Annotated in this window: 15 protein-coding genes and 1 pseudogene; 9 read left to right on the forward strand and 7 right to left on the reverse strand. The window is 63.2% G+C overall.

Annotation, left to right across the window (positions count from 1 at the left end; translation table 11 throughout):
• Window positions 1-974 precede the first annotated feature (974 nt).
• From JQ558_RS29815 to JQ558_RS29825, 3 genes are all read left to right on the forward strand, one after another.
• Complete coding sequence (locus JQ558_RS29815; RefSeq protein ID WP_249128051.1) at window positions 975-2,126, forward strand: efflux RND transporter periplasmic adaptor subunit; 1,152 nt, start codon at window positions 975-977, stop codon at window positions 2,124-2,126.
• On the forward strand, window positions 2,123-5,278 hold the full coding sequence (locus tag JQ558_RS29820; RefSeq protein ID WP_212296010.1) for an efflux RND transporter permease subunit: 3,156 nt from the start codon (window positions 2,123-2,125) through the stop codon (window positions 5,276-5,278). The genes JQ558_RS29815 and JQ558_RS29820 overlap by 4 nt, the downstream gene beginning before the upstream one ends.
• Before the next feature lie 300 nt (window positions 5,279-5,578).
• Window positions 5,579-6,769: an ABC transporter substrate-binding protein gene (locus tag JQ558_RS29825; RefSeq protein ID WP_212296011.1), complete on the forward strand. Its 1,191-nt coding sequence runs from the start codon at window positions 5,579-5,581 to the stop codon at window positions 6,767-6,769.
• A gap of 163 nt (window positions 6,770-6,932) precedes the next feature.
• Here the strand turns inward: JQ558_RS29825 and JQ558_RS29830 are convergent, their stop codons facing one another.
• The 4 genes from JQ558_RS29830 to JQ558_RS29845 all read right to left on the reverse strand — a co-directional run bounded on the left by JQ558_RS29830 (window position 6,933) and on the right by JQ558_RS29845 (window position 11,695).
• Window positions 6,933-7,325: an MAPEG family protein gene (locus JQ558_RS29830; RefSeq protein ID WP_212296012.1), complete on the reverse strand. Its 393-nt coding sequence runs from the start codon at window positions 7,323-7,325 to the stop codon at window positions 6,933-6,935.
• A 137-nt stretch (window positions 7,326-7,462) separates the two neighbouring features.
• Entirely contained in the window at window positions 7,463-8,572 is a 1,110-nt protein-coding gene (locus tag JQ558_RS29835; protein WP_212296013.1) for a lipocalin-like domain-containing protein, read from the reverse strand.
• On the reverse strand, window positions 8,562-11,024 hold the full coding sequence (locus JQ558_RS29840) for an ABC transporter permease (protein WP_212296014.1): 2,463 nt from the start codon (window positions 11,022-11,024) through the stop codon (window positions 8,562-8,564). The genes JQ558_RS29835 and JQ558_RS29840 overlap by 11 nt, the downstream gene beginning before the upstream one ends.
• Window positions 11,021-11,695 carry an ABC transporter ATP-binding protein gene (locus tag JQ558_RS29845; protein WP_212296015.1) on the reverse strand — a complete coding sequence of 225 codons (675 nt, stop codon included), beginning with the start codon at window positions 11,693-11,695 and terminating at the stop codon, window positions 11,021-11,023. Before JQ558_RS29845 ends, JQ558_RS29840 begins: the two co-directional genes overlap by 4 nt.
• A 317-nt stretch (window positions 11,696-12,012) precedes the next feature.
• On the opposite strand from JQ558_RS29845, the gene JQ558_RS29850 reads away from it, so the two are divergent.
• From JQ558_RS29850 to JQ558_RS29860, 3 genes are all read left to right on the forward strand, one after another.
• Window positions 12,013-13,284, forward strand: a complete 1,272-nt coding sequence (locus JQ558_RS29850; RefSeq protein WP_212296016.1) for an MFS transporter — start codon at window positions 12,013-12,015, stop codon at window positions 13,282-13,284.
• 4 nt (window positions 13,285-13,288) lie between these two features.
• On the forward strand, window positions 13,289-14,404 hold the full coding sequence (locus tag JQ558_RS29855; RefSeq protein ID WP_212296017.1) for a hypothetical protein: 1,116 nt from the start codon (window positions 13,289-13,291) through the stop codon (window positions 14,402-14,404).
• A gap of 109 nt (window positions 14,405-14,513) precedes the next feature.
• Window positions 14,514-15,554, forward strand: coding sequence for an N-acetylmuramoyl-L-alanine amidase (locus tag JQ558_RS29860; protein ID WP_249142697.1), 1,041 nt, complete (start codon window positions 14,514-14,516; stop codon window positions 15,552-15,554).
• Window positions 15,555-15,587: 33 nt separating this feature from the next.
• Here the strand turns inward: JQ558_RS29860 and JQ558_RS29865 are convergent, their stop codons facing one another.
• On the reverse strand, window positions 15,588-16,160 hold the full coding sequence (locus JQ558_RS29865; protein ID WP_212296018.1) for an outer membrane protein: 573 nt from the start codon (window positions 16,158-16,160) through the stop codon (window positions 15,588-15,590).
• 179 nt (window positions 16,161-16,339) lie between these two features.
• Here JQ558_RS29865 and JQ558_RS29870 point away from each other — a divergent pair, with 179 nt between their 5' ends.
• Both JQ558_RS29870 and JQ558_RS29875 read left to right on the forward strand, forming a co-directional pair.
• Window positions 16,340-17,632: an enoyl-acyl carrier protein reductase FabMG gene (locus JQ558_RS29870; protein ID WP_212296019.1), complete on the forward strand. Its 1,293-nt coding sequence runs from the start codon at window positions 16,340-16,342 to the stop codon at window positions 17,630-17,632.
• Window positions 17,633-17,803: 171 nt separating this feature from the next.
• The gene (locus JQ558_RS29875) at window positions 17,804-17,995 is read left to right on the forward strand and encodes a hypothetical protein (RefSeq protein WP_212296020.1); all 192 of its coding nucleotides are present in this window, start codon (window positions 17,804-17,806) and stop codon (window positions 17,993-17,995) included.
• 88 nt (window positions 17,996-18,083) lie between these two features.
• On the opposite strand, the pseudogene JQ558_RS29880 reads toward JQ558_RS29875, so the two are convergent.
• Together JQ558_RS29880 and JQ558_RS29885 are read right to left on the reverse strand one after the other, a co-directional pair.
• Window positions 18,084-19,825 (reverse strand): annotated as a pseudogene (locus tag JQ558_RS29880) (N-acyl-D-amino-acid deacylase family protein).
• 78 nt (window positions 19,826-19,903) lie between these two features.
• Complete coding sequence (locus JQ558_RS29885) at window positions 19,904-21,142, reverse strand: MFS transporter (protein ID WP_212296021.1); 1,239 nt, start codon at window positions 21,140-21,142, stop codon at window positions 19,904-19,906.
• Window positions 21,143-21,459: 317 nt separating this feature from the next.
• Between JQ558_RS29885 and JQ558_RS29890 the strand changes: the two genes are divergently transcribed.
• Window positions 21,460-22,581: a hypothetical protein gene (locus JQ558_RS29890; RefSeq protein WP_249142698.1), complete on the forward strand. Its 1,122-nt coding sequence runs from the start codon at window positions 21,460-21,462 to the stop codon at window positions 22,579-22,581.
• Window positions 22,582-22,602 lie beyond the last annotated feature (21 nt).

Here is a 22,602-nt window from a genome sequence, read left to right on the forward strand (position 1 = left end):
TTCCCTGCGCAATGGCTTTACGGCTTATGACGCGCTCTCCCCGGTGAGACGGCCTCTATTGCCACCGTCGCCCCTCGGAAGCGTTAGCTCCCGAAAGACTTGACGCCGTTACGGGCGCCAGGACCACACGCTTTCGCCGTACGCTTCAGCCGCGACCGTCAATCGCAACCTCAGCGTCCACCGCGACCCGCCCCTCGTTGTGACGATGGCCAACGCCCTCTGAGTGGGACGGGATGGCTATTGATGTGCAGGTGATTTGGGGGCGGAGGAAAGGGAAATATTTTTGATTGTCGGAAATTTTCTGCTTGACACGATTTCGATAAATCAGAATTTGGTTGCCGTGACTTCCACCTTCGCTCGTTGAGCTGCGGCGGACAGGTCGCCAAGGCTACGCCGGGCGCAGCCGTCGGCCGTTTTGTCGCGGTCGCCGGCGGCGGTGGGCCCGGGGCCAAGGATGACCGTGCCGGGGTCACCGGGAGGCGTGCCCGGCCCGGGCGGGGGCCGGGCTTACGACGGGAGGCGTACCGCCTCACGGGCGCGGCATCGAACCGGGGCACCATTTTCTCGCGCCATCTTCTCTGAAGGGAACCTTTGCCGGTGCCGTGTCAGCACGGCGTCAGACGACAATTGTGTGATGTCACGTTTTCGTTATCCCGGGCGCGGCCTCAATCTTGGGCAGTCGCGCCATCGGCGATTTTCCTGAAGGCCAGCGCTTCTAACCCATGCGTGGAGCCCAGTACCCGCACGGGCGCAAGGCGTGATCGTCCGCCATGCATTACGATTGTGCTTGATCCGATCGCCTTCTTGAACAGACTGGAAAGCAGTCACATCTGTGACCTCCGCCGGAGCGGCAGTCGCCTCCATCGATCGAGATGTCTGGAAGTGCAGGGGAGATGGAGCAGATGGAATTGGGCGCGATTGAACAACGGAATCGTCCGGGCCAACCGGAAGGCCGTCAAATATTACATCGTTTCTTGCATCCTTCATTCCGCAGTCTCTCGCCGCTGATCCTGGGGTCCGCGCTGGCGCTGTCGGGCTGCGGCGACAAGCCGCCGCAACCGGCGGCCGCGGCGCCACCATCCGTCACGGTCGCGCAGCCAGTGAAACGGACCGTCACCGATTGGGATGAATTCACCGGGCGATTCGAGGCGCTGGAAGAGGTGCAGGTGCGCGCCCGGGTCGGCGGCTTCGTCAACACCGTCGAATTCCGCGATGGCGCCATCGTGCGCGCCGGCGATCTGCTTTACACGATCGATTCCCGCCCCTTCGAAGCCGTCGCCGCGCAGGCCGAGGGCCAGCTCGCGGATTCGCGCGCCAAAGTGGAGCTTGCCAAGCGCGAACTCGATCGGGCCCTGAGCCTGGTCCAGACCAGTGCAGTCTCCGAACAAGTCGTCGACCAGCGCCGCCAGGCCTTGCAGGCCGCGCATGCCGCGGAGATGCAGGCCGATGGCGCGCTGAAGGCGGCTAAACTCAATATCGAATTCACCCACGTGCTTGCCCCGATGACCGGCCGGGTCAGCCGCCACCTCGTCAGCCCCGGCAATCTCGTGCAGGGCAGCGAAGGCAGTGCCACGCTGCTCACTTCGATCGTCACGCTCGATCCGATCTACATCTATTTCGACGTCGACGAGGCGACCTATCTCAAGAACAACAGGCTGTGGTTCGAGGGCAAGCGGCCGAGTTCGCGCGACACGCCGAACCCGGTGGAAGTCGCGCTGACCGGCGAGAGCAAGCCGTCGAAAGAAGGCAAGATGGATTTTCTCGACAACCGTCTCGATGTCTCGACCGGCACGCTGCGCAGCCGCGCCATCATTCCCAACAAGGACTTCTCGATTCTGCCGGGGCAATTCGGCCGCGTGCGGCTGATCGGCTCCTCGCCCTACGAGGCATTGCTGCTGCCGGACACGGCCATCGCCACCGACCAGTCGCGCAAGATCGTCTTTGTCGTCAAGGATGACAACACCGTCGAAGCAAGGCCTGTGCAGCTCGGACCGCTTGACGAAGGCTTGCGCGTGGTTCGCGAGGGGTTGAAGGCGGAAGATCGCGTCATCGTCGACGGTATCCAGCGCGCTCGGGTCGGCGCGAAGGTGACGCCGCACACCGCGCCAGCCGGTGGCAAGTCATGAATCTCGGCCGGCTCTCCATCAACCAGCCCATCCTGGCGATGGTGCTGTCGATCGTGCTGCTGATCGTCGGCGCGATTGCCTATACCACGCTGCCGGTCTCGGAATATCCGCAAGTGGTACCGCCGACCGTCGTCGTCACCACGCAGTATCCCGGCGCTACCGCGCAGACCGTCTCCGACACCGTTGCAGCTCCGATCGAGCAGGAGATCAACGGCGTCGAGGATATGCTGTATCTCTACAGCCAGGCGACCTCGAACGGCAATCTCACCATCACGGTCACCTTCAAGCTCGGAACCGATCTCGACAAGGCGCAGGTGCTGGTGCAGAACCGCGTCGCCATCGCGCAGCCGCGATTGCCGGAAGAGGTGCAGCGCAACGGCGTCGTCACCCGCAAGAACAGCCCCGACATCCTGATGGTCGTGTTCATGCTGTCGCCGGACGACAGTTTTGACCAGCTCTACATCTCCAACTATGCGCTGCTGCAGGTGCGCGACGAGCTGCTTCGCCTCGACGGCATCGGTGACATCCAGATGTTCGGCGCCCGCGACTACTCCATGCGGCTGTGGCTCGACCCGGACCGCATCGCGACGCTCGGCCTGACCTCGGCCGAGGTGATAGCTGCGATCCGCGCGCAAAACCTGCAGATTACGGGCGGGCAGATCGGCGAGCCGCCGATTGCCGACCGCGCATTCCAGCCCAATCTCACCTTCACCGGACGGCTGAAGGATCAGAGGCAATTCGAGGACATCGTGGTCAGGGCCGGCGCCGACGGCCGCACGGTGCGGCTGCGCGACGTGGCGCGGGTCGAGCTTGGTGCGCTGTCCTATTCGACCAACAGTTTCCTGCTGCGGAAATCGGCGGTGGCGCTGCTGGTGACGCAGCGGCCCGGCTCGAACGCGCTGGCGACCGCGAAAAATATAACCGATGCCATGGAGAAGCTGAAGACCCGTTTCCCAAAGGGCCTCGACTACAATATCGGTTACAACCCCACCGAATTCATCGCGCAGTCGGTCCACGAACTGATCAAGACGATCTACGAGGCCATGCTGCTCGTCGTCATCGTCGTGCTGGTGTTCTTGCAGGGCTGGCGCCCCGCGATCATTCCGATCATCGCCATTCCGGTGTCGCTGGTCGGCACTTTTGCTGTGATGGCGGCGCTGGGATTCTCGATCAACAATCTCACGCTGTTCGGGCTCGTGCTCGCGGTCGGCATCGTGGTCGACGATGCGATCGTGGTGGTGGAAAATGTCGAGCGGCACCTCGAGCACGGCATGAGCCGGCGCGATGCGGCGCTCAAGACCATGGATGAGGTCGGCAGCGCGCTGGTCTCGATTGCGCTGGTGCTGTGCGCGGTGTTCGTGCCGACCGCGTTTCTCGGCGGCATTTCCGGGCAGTTCTTCCAGCAATTCGCCGTCACCATCGCGGTGGCGACCGCGATCTCCTGTTTCTGCTCGCTGACCCTGTCGCCCGCGCTGGCCTCGATGATCCTGGTGCCGCACGCGGAAAAGAAGCCGCCGGCCAGCTGGAATTTCATTGGGCGCGGCTGGGACGCATTTGCGGGCGTCTTCAACCGGACTTTCGACCGGCTGTCCCACGGTTATGCCAATGCGGCCAACTTCGTGATCCGGCATTCGACGGTCATGCTGCTCTTGTATGTGGCGTTGATCGGCAGCGCCGGATGGCTGCTTGCGATCACGCCGCAAGGCTTCATTCCCGCCCAGGACCGCGGCTACGTCATCATATCGGCGCAGTTACCGGGAGCCGCATCGCTGGCGCGCACCACCGATATCGTCCGCCAGATCGAGAAAACGGCGCTGGACACCCCGGGCATCATTCGCGTCGCGGCGTTCGCCGGCTTCTCGGGCGCGACCCGGACCCAGTCGGGCAACGCTGCGGCCCTCTTCCCGGTGTTCGAAGAACCGGAAGTGCGCCTGAAGAAGGGCCTGACCTCGCAGGCGATCACCGCGGATCTGCGAAAGCGCCTGGCCGCGATCCAGGGGGCTTTCATCATTGTCATTCCGCCGCCGCCCGTGCCGGGCATCGGAACGGGTGGCGGTTTCACCATGCGGGTCCAGGATCGCCAGGGCCGCGGCCCCGAACTCCTGGCAGCCGCCAACGACGAGCTTGTCGCCGCGGCGCGCAAGGCGCCCGAGCTGACGCAGGTGTTTTCGCCCTTCACCGCCAACACGCCGCAGCTCTTCGTCGACATTGATCGGGTCAAGGCGCAGAAGCTCGGTGTGCCGATCTCCGGCGTCAATGAAACGATCCAGACCTATTTCGGCTCGACCTACGTTAACGACTTCAACCTGTTCGGCCGCACCTATCACGTCACGGCCCAGGCCGATCTGCCGTTCCGCAAGGAAGCGTCGGATCTGGCGCGGTTGCGCACCCGCAACGCCGCAGGCGACATGGTGATGCTCGGCAGCGTGGTGGATTTCCGCGACGTATCCGGCCCCGACCGGGTGGCGCGCTACAATCTCTATCCGGCCGCGGAACTGCAGGGCGAAGGGACGCCGGGCACGAGTTCGACGACCGCGATCAACACCATGAAGAAACTCGCGGAGGACACGCTTCCGAGCGGGTTCTCCTTCGAATGGACCGACCTTTCGTACCAGCAGGTCACGGGAGGCAATGCAGGTCTCTACGTGTTCCCGATCTGCGTGCTGTTCGTCTTCCTGGTGCTGGCGGCGCAATATGGCAGCTGGAGCCTGCCGTTCGCGGTAATCCTGATCGTGCCGATGTGCCTGCTCGCCGCCACCATCGGCGTGCGGATCATGGGGCAGGACGTCAACATCCTGACCCAGATCGGCTTCGTGGTGCTGGTCGGGCTGGCGGCAAAGAACGCGATCCTGATCGTCGAGTTCGCGCGCGACATCGAGCTTGAAGGCAAGCCGCGGCTGGAGGCGGTGATCGAAGCCTGCCGGTTGCGGTTGCGGCCGATCCTGATGACGTCGTTCGCCTTCATTCTCGGCGTGCTGCCGCTGGTGATTTCGTCCGGCTCGGGATCGGAAATGCGCCAGGCGGTCGGGGTTGCGGTGTTCTTCGGCATGATCGGTGTCACGCTGTTCGGCCTGATCTTCACGCCGATCTTCTACATGATCGTCCGTGGGCTGGCCGATCCGAAGAAGCCGAAGGATTCCGTCGCGGCTTGAGTCGCGGACTCCATCCCCGTCATCCCCGCGTAACGGCTTTGCCGTTATCGCTGGAGGAGCGCGCTCTTGCGCGTCTCGAAGGATGAATCGGCCACAGACGGGCCGTCGCCTTTCGAGGCAAGCAAGCCAGCGGCGCAATTGCGCCGCCGAGCGCACCTCCAGCGACAACGGCGATGCCGTTGCGCGGGGGTGACGGATCTCCCCATACCATCGGCCGATCTGAAATAGATGGGCAGCGGCAGGGTTATAAAATATTGTCGGGCGGAATTTATCCTGAACGGAAACTGCCGGGAGACGGATATGAAATCGGGTTTGTTGGCGACCGTAGCATTGAGCGGTCTTTTGCTCGCCGGATCGGCCTCGGCGCAGGGCGTCAAGATCGGCATTCTGAACGATCAGTCCGGAGTCTATGCCGATTACGGTGGCAAGTGGTCGTTCGAGGCCGCCAAGATGGCGATCGAGGATTTTGGCGGCGAGGTGCTCGGCCACAAGATCGAGATCGTCTCCGCCGACCACCAGAACAAGCCCGATCTCGGCACTGCGATCGCGCGGCGCTGGTATGAGGTCGAGAACGTCGACATGATCACGGAGCTGACGACCTCCTCGGTCGCGCTCGCGATCCATGATCTGTCGAAGCAGATGAAGAAGATCGACATCGTCGTCGGAGCGGCCACCTCGCGCCTCACCGGCGATGCCTGCCAACCCTACGGATTCCACTGGGCCTACGACACCCACGCGCTGGCGGTCGGCACCGGCGGGGCACTGGTGCAGGCCGGCGGCGACAGCTGGTTCTTCCTGACCGCCGACTACGCCTTCGGCCATGCGCTGGAAAAAGACACCGGCGACCTCGTCAAGGAAAAGGGCGGCAAGGTGCTGGGCGCCGTCCGCATTCCCCTGAACTCGTCGGATTTCTCGTCGTTCCTGCTGCAGGCGCAGAGCTCGAAGGCGAAGATCATCGGGCTCGCCAATGCCGGCCTCGACACCACCAACTCGATCAAGCAGGCCGCCGAATTCGGCATCGTCAGGAGCGGCCAGAAGCTCGCCGGCCTGCTGCTGACGCTCGCGGAAGTCCACGGCCTCGGGCTCGAAGCGGCGCAAGGCCTGGTGCTGACGGAAGGTTATTACTGGGATCGCGACGACAGGAGCCGTGACCTCGCGGGCCGCTTCTTCAAGCGCACCGGCCGGATGCCGAACATGATCCAGGCCGGCACTTACTCCGCGACGCTGCAATATCTCAAGGCGGTCAAGGCGGCCGGCACCAAGGACACCGAAGCCGTCGCCAGGAAGTTGAAGGAGCTTCCGGTCGACGATCTCTTCGCGCAGGGCAAGGTGCTCGAAAACGGCCGCATGGTGCACGACCTCTATCTGTTCGAGGTCAAGAAGCCGTCGGAGTCGAAGAAGCCGTGGGATTATTACAAGCAGCTCGCGGTGGTGCCCGGCGACAAGGCGTTTCCGAGCGCCAAGGATTCGGGTTGTCCGTTGGTGAAATGAGGGCACGATCTTTCAACACCGTCGTCCCGGCCTTGAGCCGGGACCCATAGCCACCGGCCGCTGTTGTTTGCAGAAGGCGTCTGCCAGCTTGCCTTAACGCGACTGCACGGCGTATGGGTCCCGGCGTTCGCCGGGACGACGTGGGGAGAGAGTGGCCGACGCGTTACGGATGCACGATTCGCCACACGATCGCGCCCGACGCCCCCACCCAGAGCACGATCGCAGCTAACGCCTGGATGCCAAAGCCGCGGCCGCGCTTGGCGGCGGCCTGCGAATAGCCGAGCATGTAGAGGAGGCGGCCGGCGATCCAGACCAGGCCGAGCCCTGCCGCAACCGGGTCGCTGATATAGACCGCGAACAGCCACAGCGACGGCAGGAAGATCGGCATCCATTCCAGCGTGTTCATCTGGACGCGAAAGACACGCTCGAAATCCGGATGGCCTGACGTCGCCGGTACCTTGACGCCGAACGTGCTGCGCGCTTTCGAGACCTGAATCGAGGTGAAGAAGTAGAACAGGATGGCAAGGCAGGTGACGAGAGCGGTGAAGTGATACATTGGAGGGATTCCCTTTGACTCTTTCCTTTCGTCATGCCCGGCCTTGTGCCGGGCATCCACGTCTTGGCTACAGTCAAGGAAGCAAGACGTGGATGGCCGGAACAAGCCCGGCCATGACGAATGAAACAGAAGCGCTTTTAGTACCCCGTCATCTCCAGATAGCCTAATCCGGTGTGGCTGCCACGAAAGCTGATCGGGCCTTCCCAATAGGGAAAATTCGTTCCCATCCAGCTCTTCGGGTTGAGCGGCGTGCAGTCGATCGTGACGACGAGTTTGGGAATCGCGATGCGCCATGAGGTCGGGATTTTGCGGTTCGCGATCTCCGTGTAAGCCTGCGGCGTGAAGCTGATGTCTGCTGAAGCGAGCAGCTCAGTGCTGCCGTCGCGGGCGACCCATTTGCCCGAGCCGTAATGCTGGCCGTCGGTCTGGCGCATCCGGTACAGCATCAGCTTTTCGCCGGTCTTGAAATGCAGCGACAGCCAGTCCCAGCCGCTCTGGTCGGAGGCCAGCGGCTGGCTGCTCCATTCGCGGTCCAGCCAGGCCTGTCCGGTGACATCGACGGTTTTGTCGTCGATGGTGATGCTGCCCTTCGCCTGATAATGCGGCTGAGTGTAGTAATAGGAGGCCTGTTCGCGCAGCGATTTTCGGCTGTAGCCGGCCTCGCCCTGCAGCACCAGCGGCCGGTCGGCATCGAGGCGCAGCGCATAGTTAAAATCGGCGCCTGAGGCCTTGAGTTCGAGCGGCGCCATGTTGGTCGCGCTCATGGAATCAAGCCCGCGCATTTCCCAGGAATCGATCCAGGCGAGAAATGGATCGGCGTCGGCGCCGGCCTGGCCGACGCCGCCGCGCGCAAAGGTCTCGCTGGTGCGATGGGTGTCCGCGCGCGTCACCGCGGCATGGCCCATCCAGAGCTGTTGATTGGCCCAGCCTTCCTGTTGCGCGCCCGGCTTTGTCGCCTGCCGGAACAATGTCCATTGCGCGCCATAAGGGACCCCGTTGGCATCGGCGAGATTGGCGGTCACGTACCACCACTCGATGCGGAATTCCGGATGCGGGCCGTGATCGGCGGGAAATGAAAATGTCCTGCCGGGCATGACGGCGGCATAGCCGCTGGCGCTCTCACCAAGTCCGGCAAAGCCCTGCGCCAACGCCTTGCCACTGAGCGAGGCGAGAAGGATGCCGCTCGTAAAACTGCGGCGGGATATCAGGCCGCTACCGCCCGCTGCTAAGAATCCGCTACCGCTCATTGGCAAAGATCCTGATCAGGCTGGCCGGCTGCATCCGCGCCAGCCGCATGACCGGAAGCGCTGCCGCACAAAACGCCGCCGCCATCGCGACGCCGACCAGCCACAGCAATTGCGCCGGGAAGACGTGGAACGGCAGACGCCAGCCAAAGGCCTTTACGTTCACGATCGCGAGCAGGCACCATGCCACCAGGAGGCCCAGCGGCAGCGCGAACAGCGCGGTGATCAACGCGACCGACATCGTCTTGAGAAGCTCGATCGCAGCCAGCCTGCGCCTAGTAATGCCGATCGCCCATAGCGGCGCCAGTTGCGGCAGGCGCGAATTGCTCAGCGTCAGCAGGCTGGTGAGGAGCGCGATGCCGGCGACGCCGAGCGTGAAGGCGTTGAGCGCCGCGGTCACTGAGAAGGTGCGGTTGAAGATGCGTTTCGATTCCGCCTTCATCGTCGCCTGATCGGCGACGTTGCGATCATCGAGCCCGAACTTTTCCTGCAAAGCCGTGATCAACGTCGGGATCTTCCCGGATTTGACGCGCAGGCCCATCCGTGTCAGCGGGGTTTCCGGAAAGCGCCGCGTCAGCGCGGCATAGTTGACCGCGATCTGGCTCTTGGGATTGCCGTAGTCGGCGTAGATGCCGACGATCTCGAGCGTCCAGTTGCCGCCGGACGCCGGAATGTCGATGCGATCGCCGATCGAAAGCTTCAGGCGCCGCGCCAATTGTTCGCTGACGAGACAGGTGGTGCCGGGACGAAGTCTGGTCCAGGCGTTTGGCGCCGACTCTAATAGCGGCCAGCTGTCGCGATAGGTGGTGTGATCGGGCAGGCCCAGCACCTCGAGCGGGGCGCCTGCCAACTGCGTGTCGGCGCGGCCGCCGGGCAGGATCGCCTCGACCTCGGGCCGTTCGCGCAGCCAATTCCTGATCTCGCTCGCCTGGGCATTGCTGGACGCGCTGATATAGACATCCGCCGCCAGCCTTCCGTCGAGCCAGACCAGGAAGGTGCGATTGAAACTGCCGACCATGGTGCCGACGCCGACATTGACCGCGAGCGCGAGCAGCAGCGCCATCAGCGCCAGCGACAATCCCGAGAGCTGCTGGCGGCTGTCGGCCCAGAACCAGGTGCTCAGCGGCCCACGCGCATGCCGCTGGCCGAACGCGAGCACGACTTCCAGCAGCATCGGCAGGATCAGCGCCGCGCCGAGCAGCAGGGCCGCGAGCACGGCAAAACCCGACACCAGGGAATCGCCGAACAGCAAAAACGCGCCGGCAGCGGCGAATACGGCAAGCGCCACAGCGCTCTGGAACATCAGCCAGCGGCGCTGCGCCTGTTGCCACGCATAAGGCTGCGCGGTGGCGAGCAGCGGCAAGCGAAGCGCCTTGGTCAGGCTGGTCGCCGCGGCGGCGAGCGCGCCCAGAATACTGATGGCGATGCCCGCGAGCCACCATTCGCCCTTCAGCGTCAACTGTCCCGGAATCTGCGCGCCGTATAGTCCGCGCAGGGACGCGGCGACGTCGGGCAGCAATGTCGCCGCAATCAGATAGCCGCAGACGAGCCCGATCAGGCCTGCGAAGAGCGCCAGCGAAACCAGCTCGATCACCATCACGCTGTTCAACATCCGCGCCGAGACGCCGCAGGCGCGCAGCGTGCGCAAGGTGGGCAGGCGCTGCTCGAAGGCAAGGCCGATGGCGGAATTGACGATGAACAGGCCGACGAAGAACGACAGCAGTCCGAATGCGGTGAGGTTGAGATGAAAACTGTCGGTGAGCCGTTCGAGATCGGTTTCGGCGTCCGGCGCAACCAGACGCAATTTGTCGCCGACGACGCTTTCCAGCGAGGGGTGTTTGCCTTTGGCCTTGCCGATCAGCAGGCGGGAGAGCTGTCCCGGCATGTTCAGGAGATTTTGCGCGATGCCGATGTCGACGACCAGCACGCCGGGCACGAGCTGCGTCTGGACGCGCAGCGGTGGTAATGCCACGCCGCCATTGGTGACAGCTATAGCGCCCTCGGTGAGCTTGAGATCGGAAAGCGTTTCCGGTGCCACCAGCACTTGCCCGGGCGGCGTCATGAAGGCCTGCAGATTGGCCGTTTCGACCCCGGGCGCGCTGCCGACCTCGCGCGGCAACGTCACGGGTTCGATGCCGAGCAGGCGGAACGAGCGTCCGCCGATCTGGATGCGGCCTTCGAGTGCGGGCGATACCGGCCAGCCGGCGCGGCGCAGGTCGACGAACAGTTGTTGCGGGAAGGTCGGACTGTCGCGGCCGACCAGCATGGCCGTCCGCGTGCCGCCGAATGTGGCGGCGGCGCGGTCGTAGGAGGTGCGCGCCTGCTGATTGAGTGCCTGCACGCCGCTCCACAATGCGGTTGCCGAGATCAGCCCGATCAGCAAGGTCGCGAGCTGCATCGGATGGCGCCGCCAATGGCTCAGCAGTACGGCGAGCGTCCAGAGCGCGCGTTTCACGCAATCACCCCGGCGTGCAGGTTGACCTGGCGGTCGAGCGTGGCGGCGAGGCGGGCGCTGTGCGTCACCATCAGGAAGCCGCAGCCGCTGCGCGCCACGAGGTCGCGCGCCAGCGCCAGCACTTCGTCGGCGGTGGCTTCATCGAGATTGCCGGTCGGCTCGTCCGCGAGCAGCAGCAGCGGCTTTGTTGCGAGCGCGCGGCCGATCGCGACGCGCTGCTGCTGACCGCCGGACAATTGCTCGGGATAGCGTTTCAAGAAATTCTTAAGGCCCAGCCGCTCCACCAACTCCTGATGCCAGGCATCATCGTGGCGTCCGGCGATGCGCGACTGGAACGCCAGATTGTCTTCGACGGTCAGGCTCGGGATCAGGTTGAATTGCTGGAACACGAGACCGAGGCGATCGCGGCGCAGTTCGGCGCGGCCGGCATCCGTGAGCTCGGAGACCAGGGCGTTGTCGAGCCTGATCGCGCCGCCATCGGCGGCATCGAGGCCGGCGATCAGGTGCAGCAGCGTGCTCTTGCCGCTGCCCGATTCACCGGTCAGCGCGACACTCTCGCCGGCCGCGACGGACAGGTTGACGCCGCGCAGCACCGCGACCTCCTCGCCGGCGGCGCGGTAGCTCTTGGTCAGGCCGTTCACGGTGAGCACGATTGATTCGCCGTTGATCATGCGCTGATCACAGCGGCTTCCGGCGCGTGGGGAAAGCCGCAGCGGCCAAAATATCGACGCGGCGATGGATTGATTTGACCATGAAAAATCCCTGACGTGGTGACCCCGGCAACATATCAGGGCCGCGATATCAGATCACGGCCTCAATATCAGGGACGACGGGATCGTGATCCGGTTGTAACGGCGCGCACCGGGCCGCGCGGAGTCGCGGGGCCTGTTTTCCGGTCAAAATGCGCAGTTGCCTTGCCGGCGAGGCCATGGCTAGCATCGCATGCCGAAGTCAGGGAATCGGCAGCGATAAACTTGGGGTAGCAGCCATGACCGAACATGTGACGCCCAAAGGCGCCTGGACAATCACATTCCTGCTGTTTCTGTTCATGCTGGTCAATTTTGCCGACAAGATCGTGGTCGGTCTGGCCGGCGTCCCAATCATGGAGGAGATGAAGCTCGACGCGGAGCAGTTCGGCACGCTCGGCTCCTCGTTCTTCCTGCTGTTTTCGATCTCGGCGATTGTCGTCGGCTTCATCGTCAATAGAGTGCAGACCCGCTGGGTGCTGCTGGCGATGGCGGTGATCTGGTCGGTGGCACAGTTCCCGATGGTCGGTACCGTCAGCTTCACGACGCTGCTGATCTGCCGCATCATTCTCGGCGCCGGCGAGGGCCCGGCGTTCGCGGTGGCGGTGCATGCGATCTACAAATGGTTTCCGGACGAGAAGCGCACGCTGCCGACCGCGATCCTGTCGCAGGGCTCGGCTTTCGGCGTGATCCTCGCGGTGCCTGCGCTGAACTGGATCATCGTCAATCACAGCTGGCACTATGCGTTCGGCGCGCTCGGCGTGGTCGGCCTGATGTGGGTGGTGGCGTGGCTGATCATGGGCAAGGAAGGCCCGCTGGTGCAGACGGTCGCGATGGCCGCCGCCGATCCACGCGTTCCCTATTTCCAGCTCCTGACCTCGCGCACCTTCATCGGCTGCTGTGCCGCGACCTTCGGGGCGTACTGGGCGCTGTCGCTCGGTCTCACCTGGTTCACGCCCTTCATCGTGCAGGGGCTCGGCTTCTCGCAACAGGATGCGGGTTGGGTTTCGGTGCTGCCCTGGGTGTTCGGCGCCGTGATTGTGCTGCTCACCGGCTGGATCTCGCAGGTGATGCTGACGCGCGGCTTCACCACCCGCGGGGCGCGCGGCGTGCTCGGCTCGGTGCCGCTGATCATCGGCGGCCTGATTCTCGCGATCATGCCCTATTCCACGCCGGGCGGAACGATGGTCGCGCTGCTCGTGGTCGGTACCGGGTTGAGCGGCGCGATCTATGTCGTCTGTCCGCCGATGCTCGGCGAGTTCACGCCGGTGCAGCAGCGCGGCGCCGTGATCGCGATCTACGGCGCGATCTATACGCTGGCGGGCATCATCGCGCCCCTGGTGATGGGCAGCGTGATCAAGCACGCGGCGACACCGCTCGAAGGTTATTTGACCGGTTTCACCATCAACGCGGTCATTATGGTGTCGTCGGGATTGCTCGGCCTGCTGCTGCTGTGGCCCAATAGCGAGCGGGCGCGGCTGCTGGCTCAGGCAGCACAACCGAAGTTCGCGTGAGCCAATGGCCCGCTACAAGCTCCATTGCATCGGCGCGCCCGTGGCGGCGCTTGCGCTCGCGCTGTTGTTCGCGCTGCCGATGGCCGTCGGTCTCACAGGCACCGCGATGGCGCAGGGTGCACTCACGAAGACGCAATCGGACGCGCTCAATGCGTACAATGATGCGGTGAAGAACTTCGAGGCGGTCCTGGGACAGCGGCGCGCGCAGATCAATTCGAAGCAGCCGCTGCCGAACCTGCCGGGACAGGCGCTCTATCTGGCGCGCAACAAAATGCTGAGCGCCTACAAGGATCTCACCGACGCGATGCCGTCCAAAATCGGTGGGCCCAACAAATACGAAATCCCGCCGGCGTATTTCAACGTGGCTACCGAGCCGCTGCTCGACGAGTACAGAAAGCTCTTCGATGTGATGCAGGCGCCGCCCGCCAGCGCGCAAAAATCAGATACCCCGTTCAAGGACGTCGTCGATCTGGGCACGGCGATCGCGCGTGCCAAAGGCCTCGATGCTGTCAATGCCGAGGCGGCTGGCCGGATCAGCCTCGGGCTGTTCTTTGCCGAGACCAACGGCAATCAAACCATCGGCAACGCGCGCTCGAACAAATACAAGGGCAGCCTGCAAACCGGTACGTCCGAAGATCTGAACGGCCGCAGGAAGTGGGCGGCGATCAAGCCGTCGATCGAAGCTTTCGATCCTGCACTGATCCTGCGCGACGACAAGGAGGAGGCGCGGGCCGGCAATATGGATCACCGGTTCAACCACTGGACCTCGGTGCGGGATGCCCTGATGAACGCGCATGCGGAAGTCTTCCCGCAGGTGCCGGCAATCGTGAAGACGCTGCCGGACCCGATCGATCAGATGAAACTGTTCGAGCTGATCCAGATTATTCCCTCGCCGACCAAGTCCGCGCTCAAGTCAGGCAATTTACTCAACTACCGGATTTCCGATCCCAGGATCATGGGATTCCTGCGGAACAACAGCGTTTTCACCTTTGGGCAGGCCGACAGGGCACGGACGTCTGCAACCATGCGCGAAATCCTCGATGCGATGTGGCTGTTCAATGCCAAATTCGAACAGGCGCTTGCCCGGTTCAAGGAGATCAAGGCGGGGCAAAAGGTTTGAAGCCGGCCGGTGAAACCTTGCAACCGGTAACGCATGGTTCATACTCCCGGCCGATGCTGTCCGATGCGGTCATGAAGCGCATAGAAGGTCACTCTGGGGGAGAGTGGGATTGCTGTCGGTAAGAAAAGCATTCGCCCGGTCAGGCTTTGGCGGTTGGCCCCGCTGCCGTACCACCGTCGCCGCGATGGTCGGCTTGCTGCTTCTGCCGGTCGAGGCCAGCCATGCCGGCTGGCTGTCTGATGTCTTCAAGGGCACGTCAAAGCAAGCTCAATCGTCAAAGCGTCAGGCGCCAAAGCAGAGTCCATCGCCAAAGCGCGCCGCCGCGCCAAAGCCGGCTGCTTCAAAGCCTGCCAGGGTAGCGAAGCCTGCCGCCGCGCCCAAGCGCCGCACGGCGAAGGTTGTTGCCCCGAAGGCGGCGGCCAAGCCGTCGGTTTCGAAGACGGCTGCAACCACCTGCGAACCGTCAAAGTTCCGGATCGTTCTGGATGTGGGGCATACCGCCCAGTCGGAAGGCGCGATCAGCGCCCGCAACGTTTCAGAGTTCATCTACAATCTGCGGCTGACGCAGCGGATCGAGGAGAAACTGAAGGCGGAAGGCTTTACCGAGACGAAGTTGCTGCTGACCGAAGGCAAGGCGAGGGCCAGCCTGGTCAAGCGCGTCGCCGCGGCGAACAATCTGCCCGCAAATCTGTTCCTGTCGATCCACCATGACTCCGTGCCCAAAAAATTTCTCGAGGACTGGGAGTTCGGCGGCAGGAAAAGCCGTTTCAGCGACCGCTTCAGCGGCTATTCCGTTTTCGTCTCCAGCAACAACCCGGAATACAAGGCGAGCCTCTCGATCGCCGAACTGCTGGCGAAGGAAATGAAGGCCCAGGGCCTGAAATATGCCGAGCAATATTCGCAACCCATCATGGGCCGCTACCAGCACCCGCTGCTGAACAAGGAAACCGGCGTCTACAGCTATGACAAGCTCATCGTGCTGAAAAAAACCAGAATGGCTGCCGTGCTGCTGGAGGCGGGCTCGATCATCAACCGGGACGAAGAGCTCCAGATGGACTCAGCCGAACGCCGGGGCATCATCAGCAGCGGTGTGGTCGCGGCCATCAAGGAATATTGCGATCGTCGATGGGGCATTCTCGGACCGCTGTGATGGCGGCGACCGGAGTTGGCCGGAAGCCCTGCGTCAGCGGGGAGCGCTGGGGATAATCGAAGCGCCGGGCAGCGAATTGATTTCGCTGTCGACGGCAACACTCCCCGATCGCTGGGTGTAGCCGAATCCGAGTGACAGGCTGAGATTCGGCGCCGGCTGGAATTCGATGCCGGCATTCGCGCGATAACCCGGCAGCGTGCCGGACTTCTTGTCGAACGCCGCAAACGGGCCGCCGATGCCGCTATCGTATTTCAAGGTTTCGAAGCCGGCATAGAGCGAAACGGGCAGGCCGCCCGCGCTTCCGAAATTGTAGCCGGCCTGCATGCCCTCGTAACGGAGCGAGCCGAAATTGCCGAACGCTCCAGCCTGGTTGATGCCGTTCCAGTTCAATCCCGCAGGAATGCTGGTGCCGCTGATAAACATGCCGTTCTGGAAATTGTAGCGCGTCGGGGCATCCTGGTCGGAGGGCAGGGTCCCGCCAAAGCCGAGCGGCCAACTCGGGCTCCAATATGGCACGGGGGCGGCCTGGGCGTGGGCCGTCCGCCCGCCCGGACAGAGCGTCGCCAGGACGAGCGCGAGACCTAATCTGCCTGCAAAAATCGACATCCGTACCATCGCCAAACTTCCCCAAATCATACCCTCCAGCTATGGGGAACGCCAGCACGGCGCCTATCGATACTTAGGTTCACACTCGGGTTCATACTTGGGTTCGAGATGGAACCGATGTACTTGGTACCGGTCAATTTGTTAGTATTCGAAGAACCTCTCCAGCCAAGGATATCCGCGTGCAAAAGTTCGAGCCGCTTCGTCAGGTCAACCCGGTTTCAGGCTACGGCAAAAACGACGTTTTGGTCATTTTCGGCGAGGTCTTTGCCCGAGGTTATGTCAACGGCCTGATCGATGAAGCCAAAAAAGCCGGGATGACTGTCATCTATGGCACGGTCGGACGCCGCGATGAAAATGAGCAGCTACGCCCCCTGACGGCGGAGGAGTTGGCGGAGAAAGACCAGCCGCTGGTCAACGTTCCCTTGGAATGCGGTTTCGATCTGGCAAAATCGAGCAAGGGTCTCAGCCCATGCGACCAGCTCAAGGGCTTAAAGCTCAGCGAGTGGGACAAGGCCACGCTTGATCTTGCGCAGGTGGAAGAGTCGCGCAAGGCCGGCCGCGAAAATTTTCGCGCGCGCGTGCAGCAATATCTGGCCGAATTGCAAAAGCAAATTCCCGACGGCGCCAAGGTCCTGATCGCTCACACCATGGCCGGTGGTGTTCCGCGCGCGAAGATCATGATGCCCGTCATGAACCGGGTCTTCAAAGGGACCGCTACCTCTTCCAAGGAGTTTTGGGAAGGCGACCTCGGCCGGCTCTGCGAAATGAGCTTTATGGATGTGAGTGCGAATAGTCTTTCGGATCTGATCGAACTGAGTGCCGGGCTACGCGACAGCGTCGCCAGGAACGGCGGTCAGGTTTCTTACGTTGCGTACGGTTATCATGGCACCGAGATCCTGATTGCCGGCGAGTATCATTGGCAGAGCTATTCACCCTACCTGCAGGGTTTCGCGAAAATCGAACTCGAAAATATCGCACGGCGCGCGACCGAGCAGGGTGTGAAAGCGAGTGTCTTCAATGCGCCGGAGATCCTGACCAATTCAAGCTCGATCTTTCTGGGTGTTGAAGTGGCGCTCTATCCGCTGCTCGCCGCCTTCAAGAAAGAGGCGCCCGATCATCCGGTCACCAGGAAGCTTCTGGCCGAGTGTGCCGACCTGCTGAAACCCGAACACAGCCTTGAGGCACTGATCGAGCTCACCGACAATTATTTCCGGTCAGACATTATCCAGCGCTGGACCAAGTTCGAACAATGGCCGCAGCACAATGGCCCCGAGCAGATGGAATTGATGCACGCCACGTCGAAAGCAATTATCGACATGCACAAGGACGGCCGCAAGCTTCTCACGGCGGCGCTGAGTGAAATCGTGTTCAAGGCCTGCGGATACGCCATGCTGCATGAGGCATTGAATCCCCGCCAACCGGTATGGTGGGTCGGCCATCAATTTGTCACCCAGGCTGCGACCAAGGCCTGACGGGCCGCGACGCCAAACTTCGGTCGTGACACCCCCGCGCGCCGGTTTGCCTGGGCGTGCGCCTGTGCCTTGCGATCACCCCGATTTGAGCGATCTTGAAGCCGTCACAGATTGCGGCAGTGCGGTAGGGGCCACACATGCGAAGCAGGGGGTGATTAAAGGAAATTTGCGATGCGTATTATTTTGGCCCTGGGCCTTTTGATCGCCTTTAGTGCTTCTGCCAGCGCCGCAAAAAAGGTGCATCACGCCAAGCCCCGACATGTCGTTGTCCGTCCGGTCCAGCCGGTGGACCCACGCTTTCCGCCCGTGCTCATGGACCAGACCCCCAGATACGATGATCCATCCAAGTTTGGCGGCGGCTGATCTCCGACGAACTGGAACGAGCAATGTGGCGATGGCATCGAAGCGCGGTCACGTGATCGGCTTCGATTGCGGCTAAGCCAATCCTGCCCTAGCTCGCCGCCGCGCCGAACTTCGGCTGGTTACCCTGCGCGCCGCGCACCAGTTTGCCCGGGCGTGCGCCGGTGGCCTTGCCGCCGCGCTGCGTCACCACGCCGGAGACGATGGTGGCGTCATAGCCGTCGACCTGCTGCATCAGCCGGCGTCCGCCGACCGGCAAGTCATAATGCACCTTCGGCGGATGCAGATGCAGCTTGTCGTAATCGATCACGTTGACGTCGGCCTTGAAGCCGGGCGCGATCACGCCGCGATCGTAGAGACCGACCGAGAGCGCGGTCTTGCGCGATTGCGCCGCCACCACGAACGGGATCGAGAGCTTTTCACCGCGGCTGCGGTCGCGGGTCCAGTGCGTCAGGAGGTAAGTCGGGAAGCTGGCGTCGCAGATGATGCCGCAATGCGCGCCGCCGTCGGAAAGGCCCGGCACCGCGTTCGGGTCGCGCAGCATCTCGCGCGTCGCATCGAGATTGCCGTCGGCATAATTGAGGAACGGCACGTAGAGCATGCCGCGGCCGTCGTCGGTGAGCATCGCGTCGTAGGCCAGCTCTTCTGCCTGCTTGCCCAGACGGCGGGCCTGCGCGCCCAACGTATTTTCGGGCGGTTGTTCGTAATCAGGGGGATTACCGAGCAGATACATCTTGTCGTAGTTCGGCCGGAAGAACAGCGGGTCATCGGTCGCGGTCGCGTGCTCGCTCAGGATCGCGGCGCGCACTTCGGGTTGGTGCAAACGTGCCAGCCGCTCCGTCAACGGCAGTTTCGCGATCGCCTGATAGCTCGGATGAGTCTGGAACGGGTTGCGCGACAATTCGAGGCCCAGCATCAGCCCGACCGGGCGGGCGGCGATCTGCGCGGTGACCGACAGGCCGCGCGCGGAAGCCTCCGCGATGGTGTCGAGCGTCTTGCGCCAGCGCTGCGGCGCCTTGTCGTTCTGCGTGATGGAAAACGACACCGGGATTTTGGTGTTCTCGGCCACCCGCAGCATCATCGGAAGGTCTTCGTTGATAGTGGAGAGGTCGAGCACGAACTGCAGCACGCTGCGGCCCTGGCCGTGCATCGCCGCGGCAATCGCGGTCAGTTCGTCCTCGCCGGCCTTCAAGGTCGGGGTGTAGTCGCCGGTCGAGGTGCGGTGATTGAGGGTGCGCGAGGTCGAGAAGCCGAGTGCGCCCGCGCGTACGGCATCGGCGGCGAGCGCCGCCATCGCCTTGTTGTCCTCGGGCGTGGAGGGATCGCGGCGCGCGCCGCGGTCGCCCATCACGTAGACGCGCAAGGCCGCGTGCGGCAGTTGCGCGCCGACATCCATGTCGAAGTTTCGTTTCGACAGCCACTCCATGTAATCCGGAAAGCTTTCCCAGGCCCAGGGAATGCCGGCGCTCAACACCGGCTCCGGAATATCCTCGACGCCTTCCATCAGCTGGATCAGGCGGACATGGTCGCTCGGCCGGCACGGCGCGAAGCCGCGCCGCAATTGCCCATGATCGCTGTGGTGACGCCGTTCTGCGACGACGGCGTAATCTCCTGGCTCCAGGTGACCTGGCCGTCATAATGTGTGTGGACGTCGACGAAGCCGGGTGTGACCAGCTTGCCCCGGGCATCGATCTCTTCCTTGCCTTTCCCGGAAACCTTGCCGACCTCGGTGATGCGGCCGCCCGAGATGGCGATATCGGCTTCATAGAGGTCGCCGCCCTTGCCATCGGCAATGTTGCCGCCACGGATCACGAGGTCATGGGAACTGGTCATGGCGATTCATCCCGGGTTGAATTTTTGTTGCCGCATCATCGGATATCCCCTGATGCAGTCAACGGCCGGGAATGAGGTTCAGGAATGCATCACGCCAGTAACCGGGCCCTCCGATCGCGTCTTCGGCTTGCGGTCGGTGATGAGCGCCAGCAGTACCGTCAGGACCATGAAGGCGACGGAGGCGCCGAACACCCAATGCGGCAGGTGCTGGTCCATGATCCAGCCGAACAATAGCGGGCTCATAATGCCGCTGAAGTTGAAGCCGGTGGAGACGATGCCGAAAGCGCGGCCGGCCGCACCCGGAGGGGCGGCGTTGCGTACCAGCATGTCGCGCGAGGGCGCGATCACGCCGCCGAGGAACCCGGCGATTCCCATCGCCGCGGTCAGCGCCACCGACGGCAAGGTGGTCGTCGCGATCACCAGCATGATGATGGCGTTGATCCCAAAACAGGCGGCGGCGACCTGTCCGTGGCGCGTGGTGCGGTCGGCAAGATAGCCGCCGGCCAGCACGCCCGCCGCACTGGCGCCGAGAAACGCGGTCAGCGCGATATTCGCGGCGGAGAATGTCACGCCATAGCCGCTCATCAGCGCGACCACGCCGAAATTGCTGATGCCGGCGTTGGACAGACCAAGCAACATGAAGAAGAACGTCAGCATGATGATCGCCGGCGTGATGACGCTTTGCCGGGGGGCGGCCGCGCCATCGGTCTTGCGGTCGGCCGAACTCGCATCGGGAATGCCGACGGCGATCAACAGCAGCGCCACGACAGGTCCGACCGCGCCGGCCACGATCAGCGCGCCGAGACCTCCGGCCCAAGCGACGAGTGCCGCCATGATCGCGGGCGCCACCGCGCCGCCGAGGAAGCCCGCAAACGTGTGGATCGAAAACGCGCGGCCCATCCGCGCTTCATCCATATGGGTGGAGAGGATCGCGTAATCGCAGGGGTGATAGACGCTGTTGGCGAGACCAAGCAGCGCGGCGCAGACGATCAGTGACGTGTAGCTCAGATGCATGCCGAGCATGATCAGCGCGAGACCGCCGACACAAAGGCCGATCAGCAGCACCTTGCGGGCGCCGATATGGTCGGCGAGATATCCGATCGGCGCCTGGGTCAGGCCGGACACCAATCCGAACACGGTCAGAGCGAAGCCGAGCTCGATATAGCCGACGCCGAGCTGTGCCTTCAGATAAGGAAACAGCATCGGCAGCACGAAGATATGGAAATGGCTGACCCAATGGGCCACCGAAATTCCCGCCAGCGTGCGCAGAGAACTGTCCGCTTTCACGTCCTGCGGTGCGGTCAGAACATCGACCATATCAGCGTCAAACCCCGTCTCGATCCACGGCCCGGCAAAGGCTGGCTTTACAAAAATGCCTGCCGAAAATAGTGGTTAGCGGTTATTTGTCCATGAATACAACTGCATGGCTGCCCCGGCGCAGGGTGTGGAAGGGCGCAAATGCGTCAATAAGTTCAGGGACAAAGTCGGCGGGCGCGGCAATGATCCGGCATGATTGATCCGGGGAAGCCGCTCCGGGTGCTGGTGTCAGAAGGTTCCAGTACCTCAGCCCGCGAGGCCATCACGATACTGGGCCTGACGGGCCATCATGTCGAGGTTTGCGATCCCTCCGCCCATTGCCTGGCGCGGTTCTCACGCTTCGTCCGCAAATTTCACCGCTGCCCGGGCCTGCGCAGGACCCCGCCGGATTTCTGGCGTTTGTCGAGCAATTGCTGACGCGCCAACGTTTTGACGTGCTGCTGCCGACGCATGAGCAGGGTTTTCTGTTTGCGCGGATGCGCGCGCGACTGGAGGGCCGTACCGGTGTTGCGTTGCCTTCATTCGAGAGCTATCGCACAGCGCACAGCAAGGCCGGATTCAGCCGGCTGCTCGATCAATGGAAGTTGCCGCAGCCGCTGACGCGGATCGTGAAATCCGCACGCGCGCTGCGCGACGCCATTGGTTTTCCGGCCGTGGTCAAGACCTCGATCGGCACCGCAAGCCGCGGCATCTGGTTCGTGCGCAATACGGATGATCTCGAAATAGCGTTGCGTGATCTCGGCGCCGGCGATGCGTTCACCGATGAGGTGCTGGCGCAGGACCTCATCACGGGCACCACCGAGAAGGCGCAGTCGGTGTTTTGCAGGGGACGGCTGGTCGGCTTTCATGCCTATCGGCAAGTCGCTGTCGGCGTCGGTGGCGGCGAGGCGATCAAGCAAAGCGTGGGCCGGCCGATAGTGCGAGCCTATCTGGAGACGATCGGCGGACAACTCGGCTGGCACGGTGCGTTGTCGGTCGACGTTATCATGCCGGACGATGGCACGGCGCCGCTCCTGATCGATTGCAACCCGCGGCTGGTCGAGCCGGTGAACGCCTATCGCGCCGGCATCGATCTCGTTGGGTTATTGCTGCGTGTCTCGCAGGGCGAGACGCCGGAGCCGTTGCCGGAAAGCCGCGAGGGCGTGCTCACGCATCTGGCGATGCAGGCGCTGCTCGGTTGCGCATCGCGCGGCGGCACGCGGGGCGATATTATCCGGGAATGCGGCCGTGTATTTACCGCCAGCGGACCCTACGCCGGCAGCCGCGAAGAACTCACGCCGGTGCGACTGGACTGGTTCAGCGCCGTGCCGCTGGCGATGACCGCAGTATTTCTGCTGGCCTCGCCGTCGTCAGCGATCAAATTGGCGCGCGGCGGTTTTGGCGCGCATCTGCTCGATGTCGGGAGTATCCGGAAGATTGAGAGTGAGGGATTTCACTAGATCTCGCGTCGTTCCGGCGCA

This window comes from Bradyrhizobium sp. AUGA SZCCT0160 (genome assembly GCF_018130105.1).
Lineage (GTDB): Bacteria > Pseudomonadota > Alphaproteobacteria > Rhizobiales > Xanthobacteraceae > Bradyrhizobium.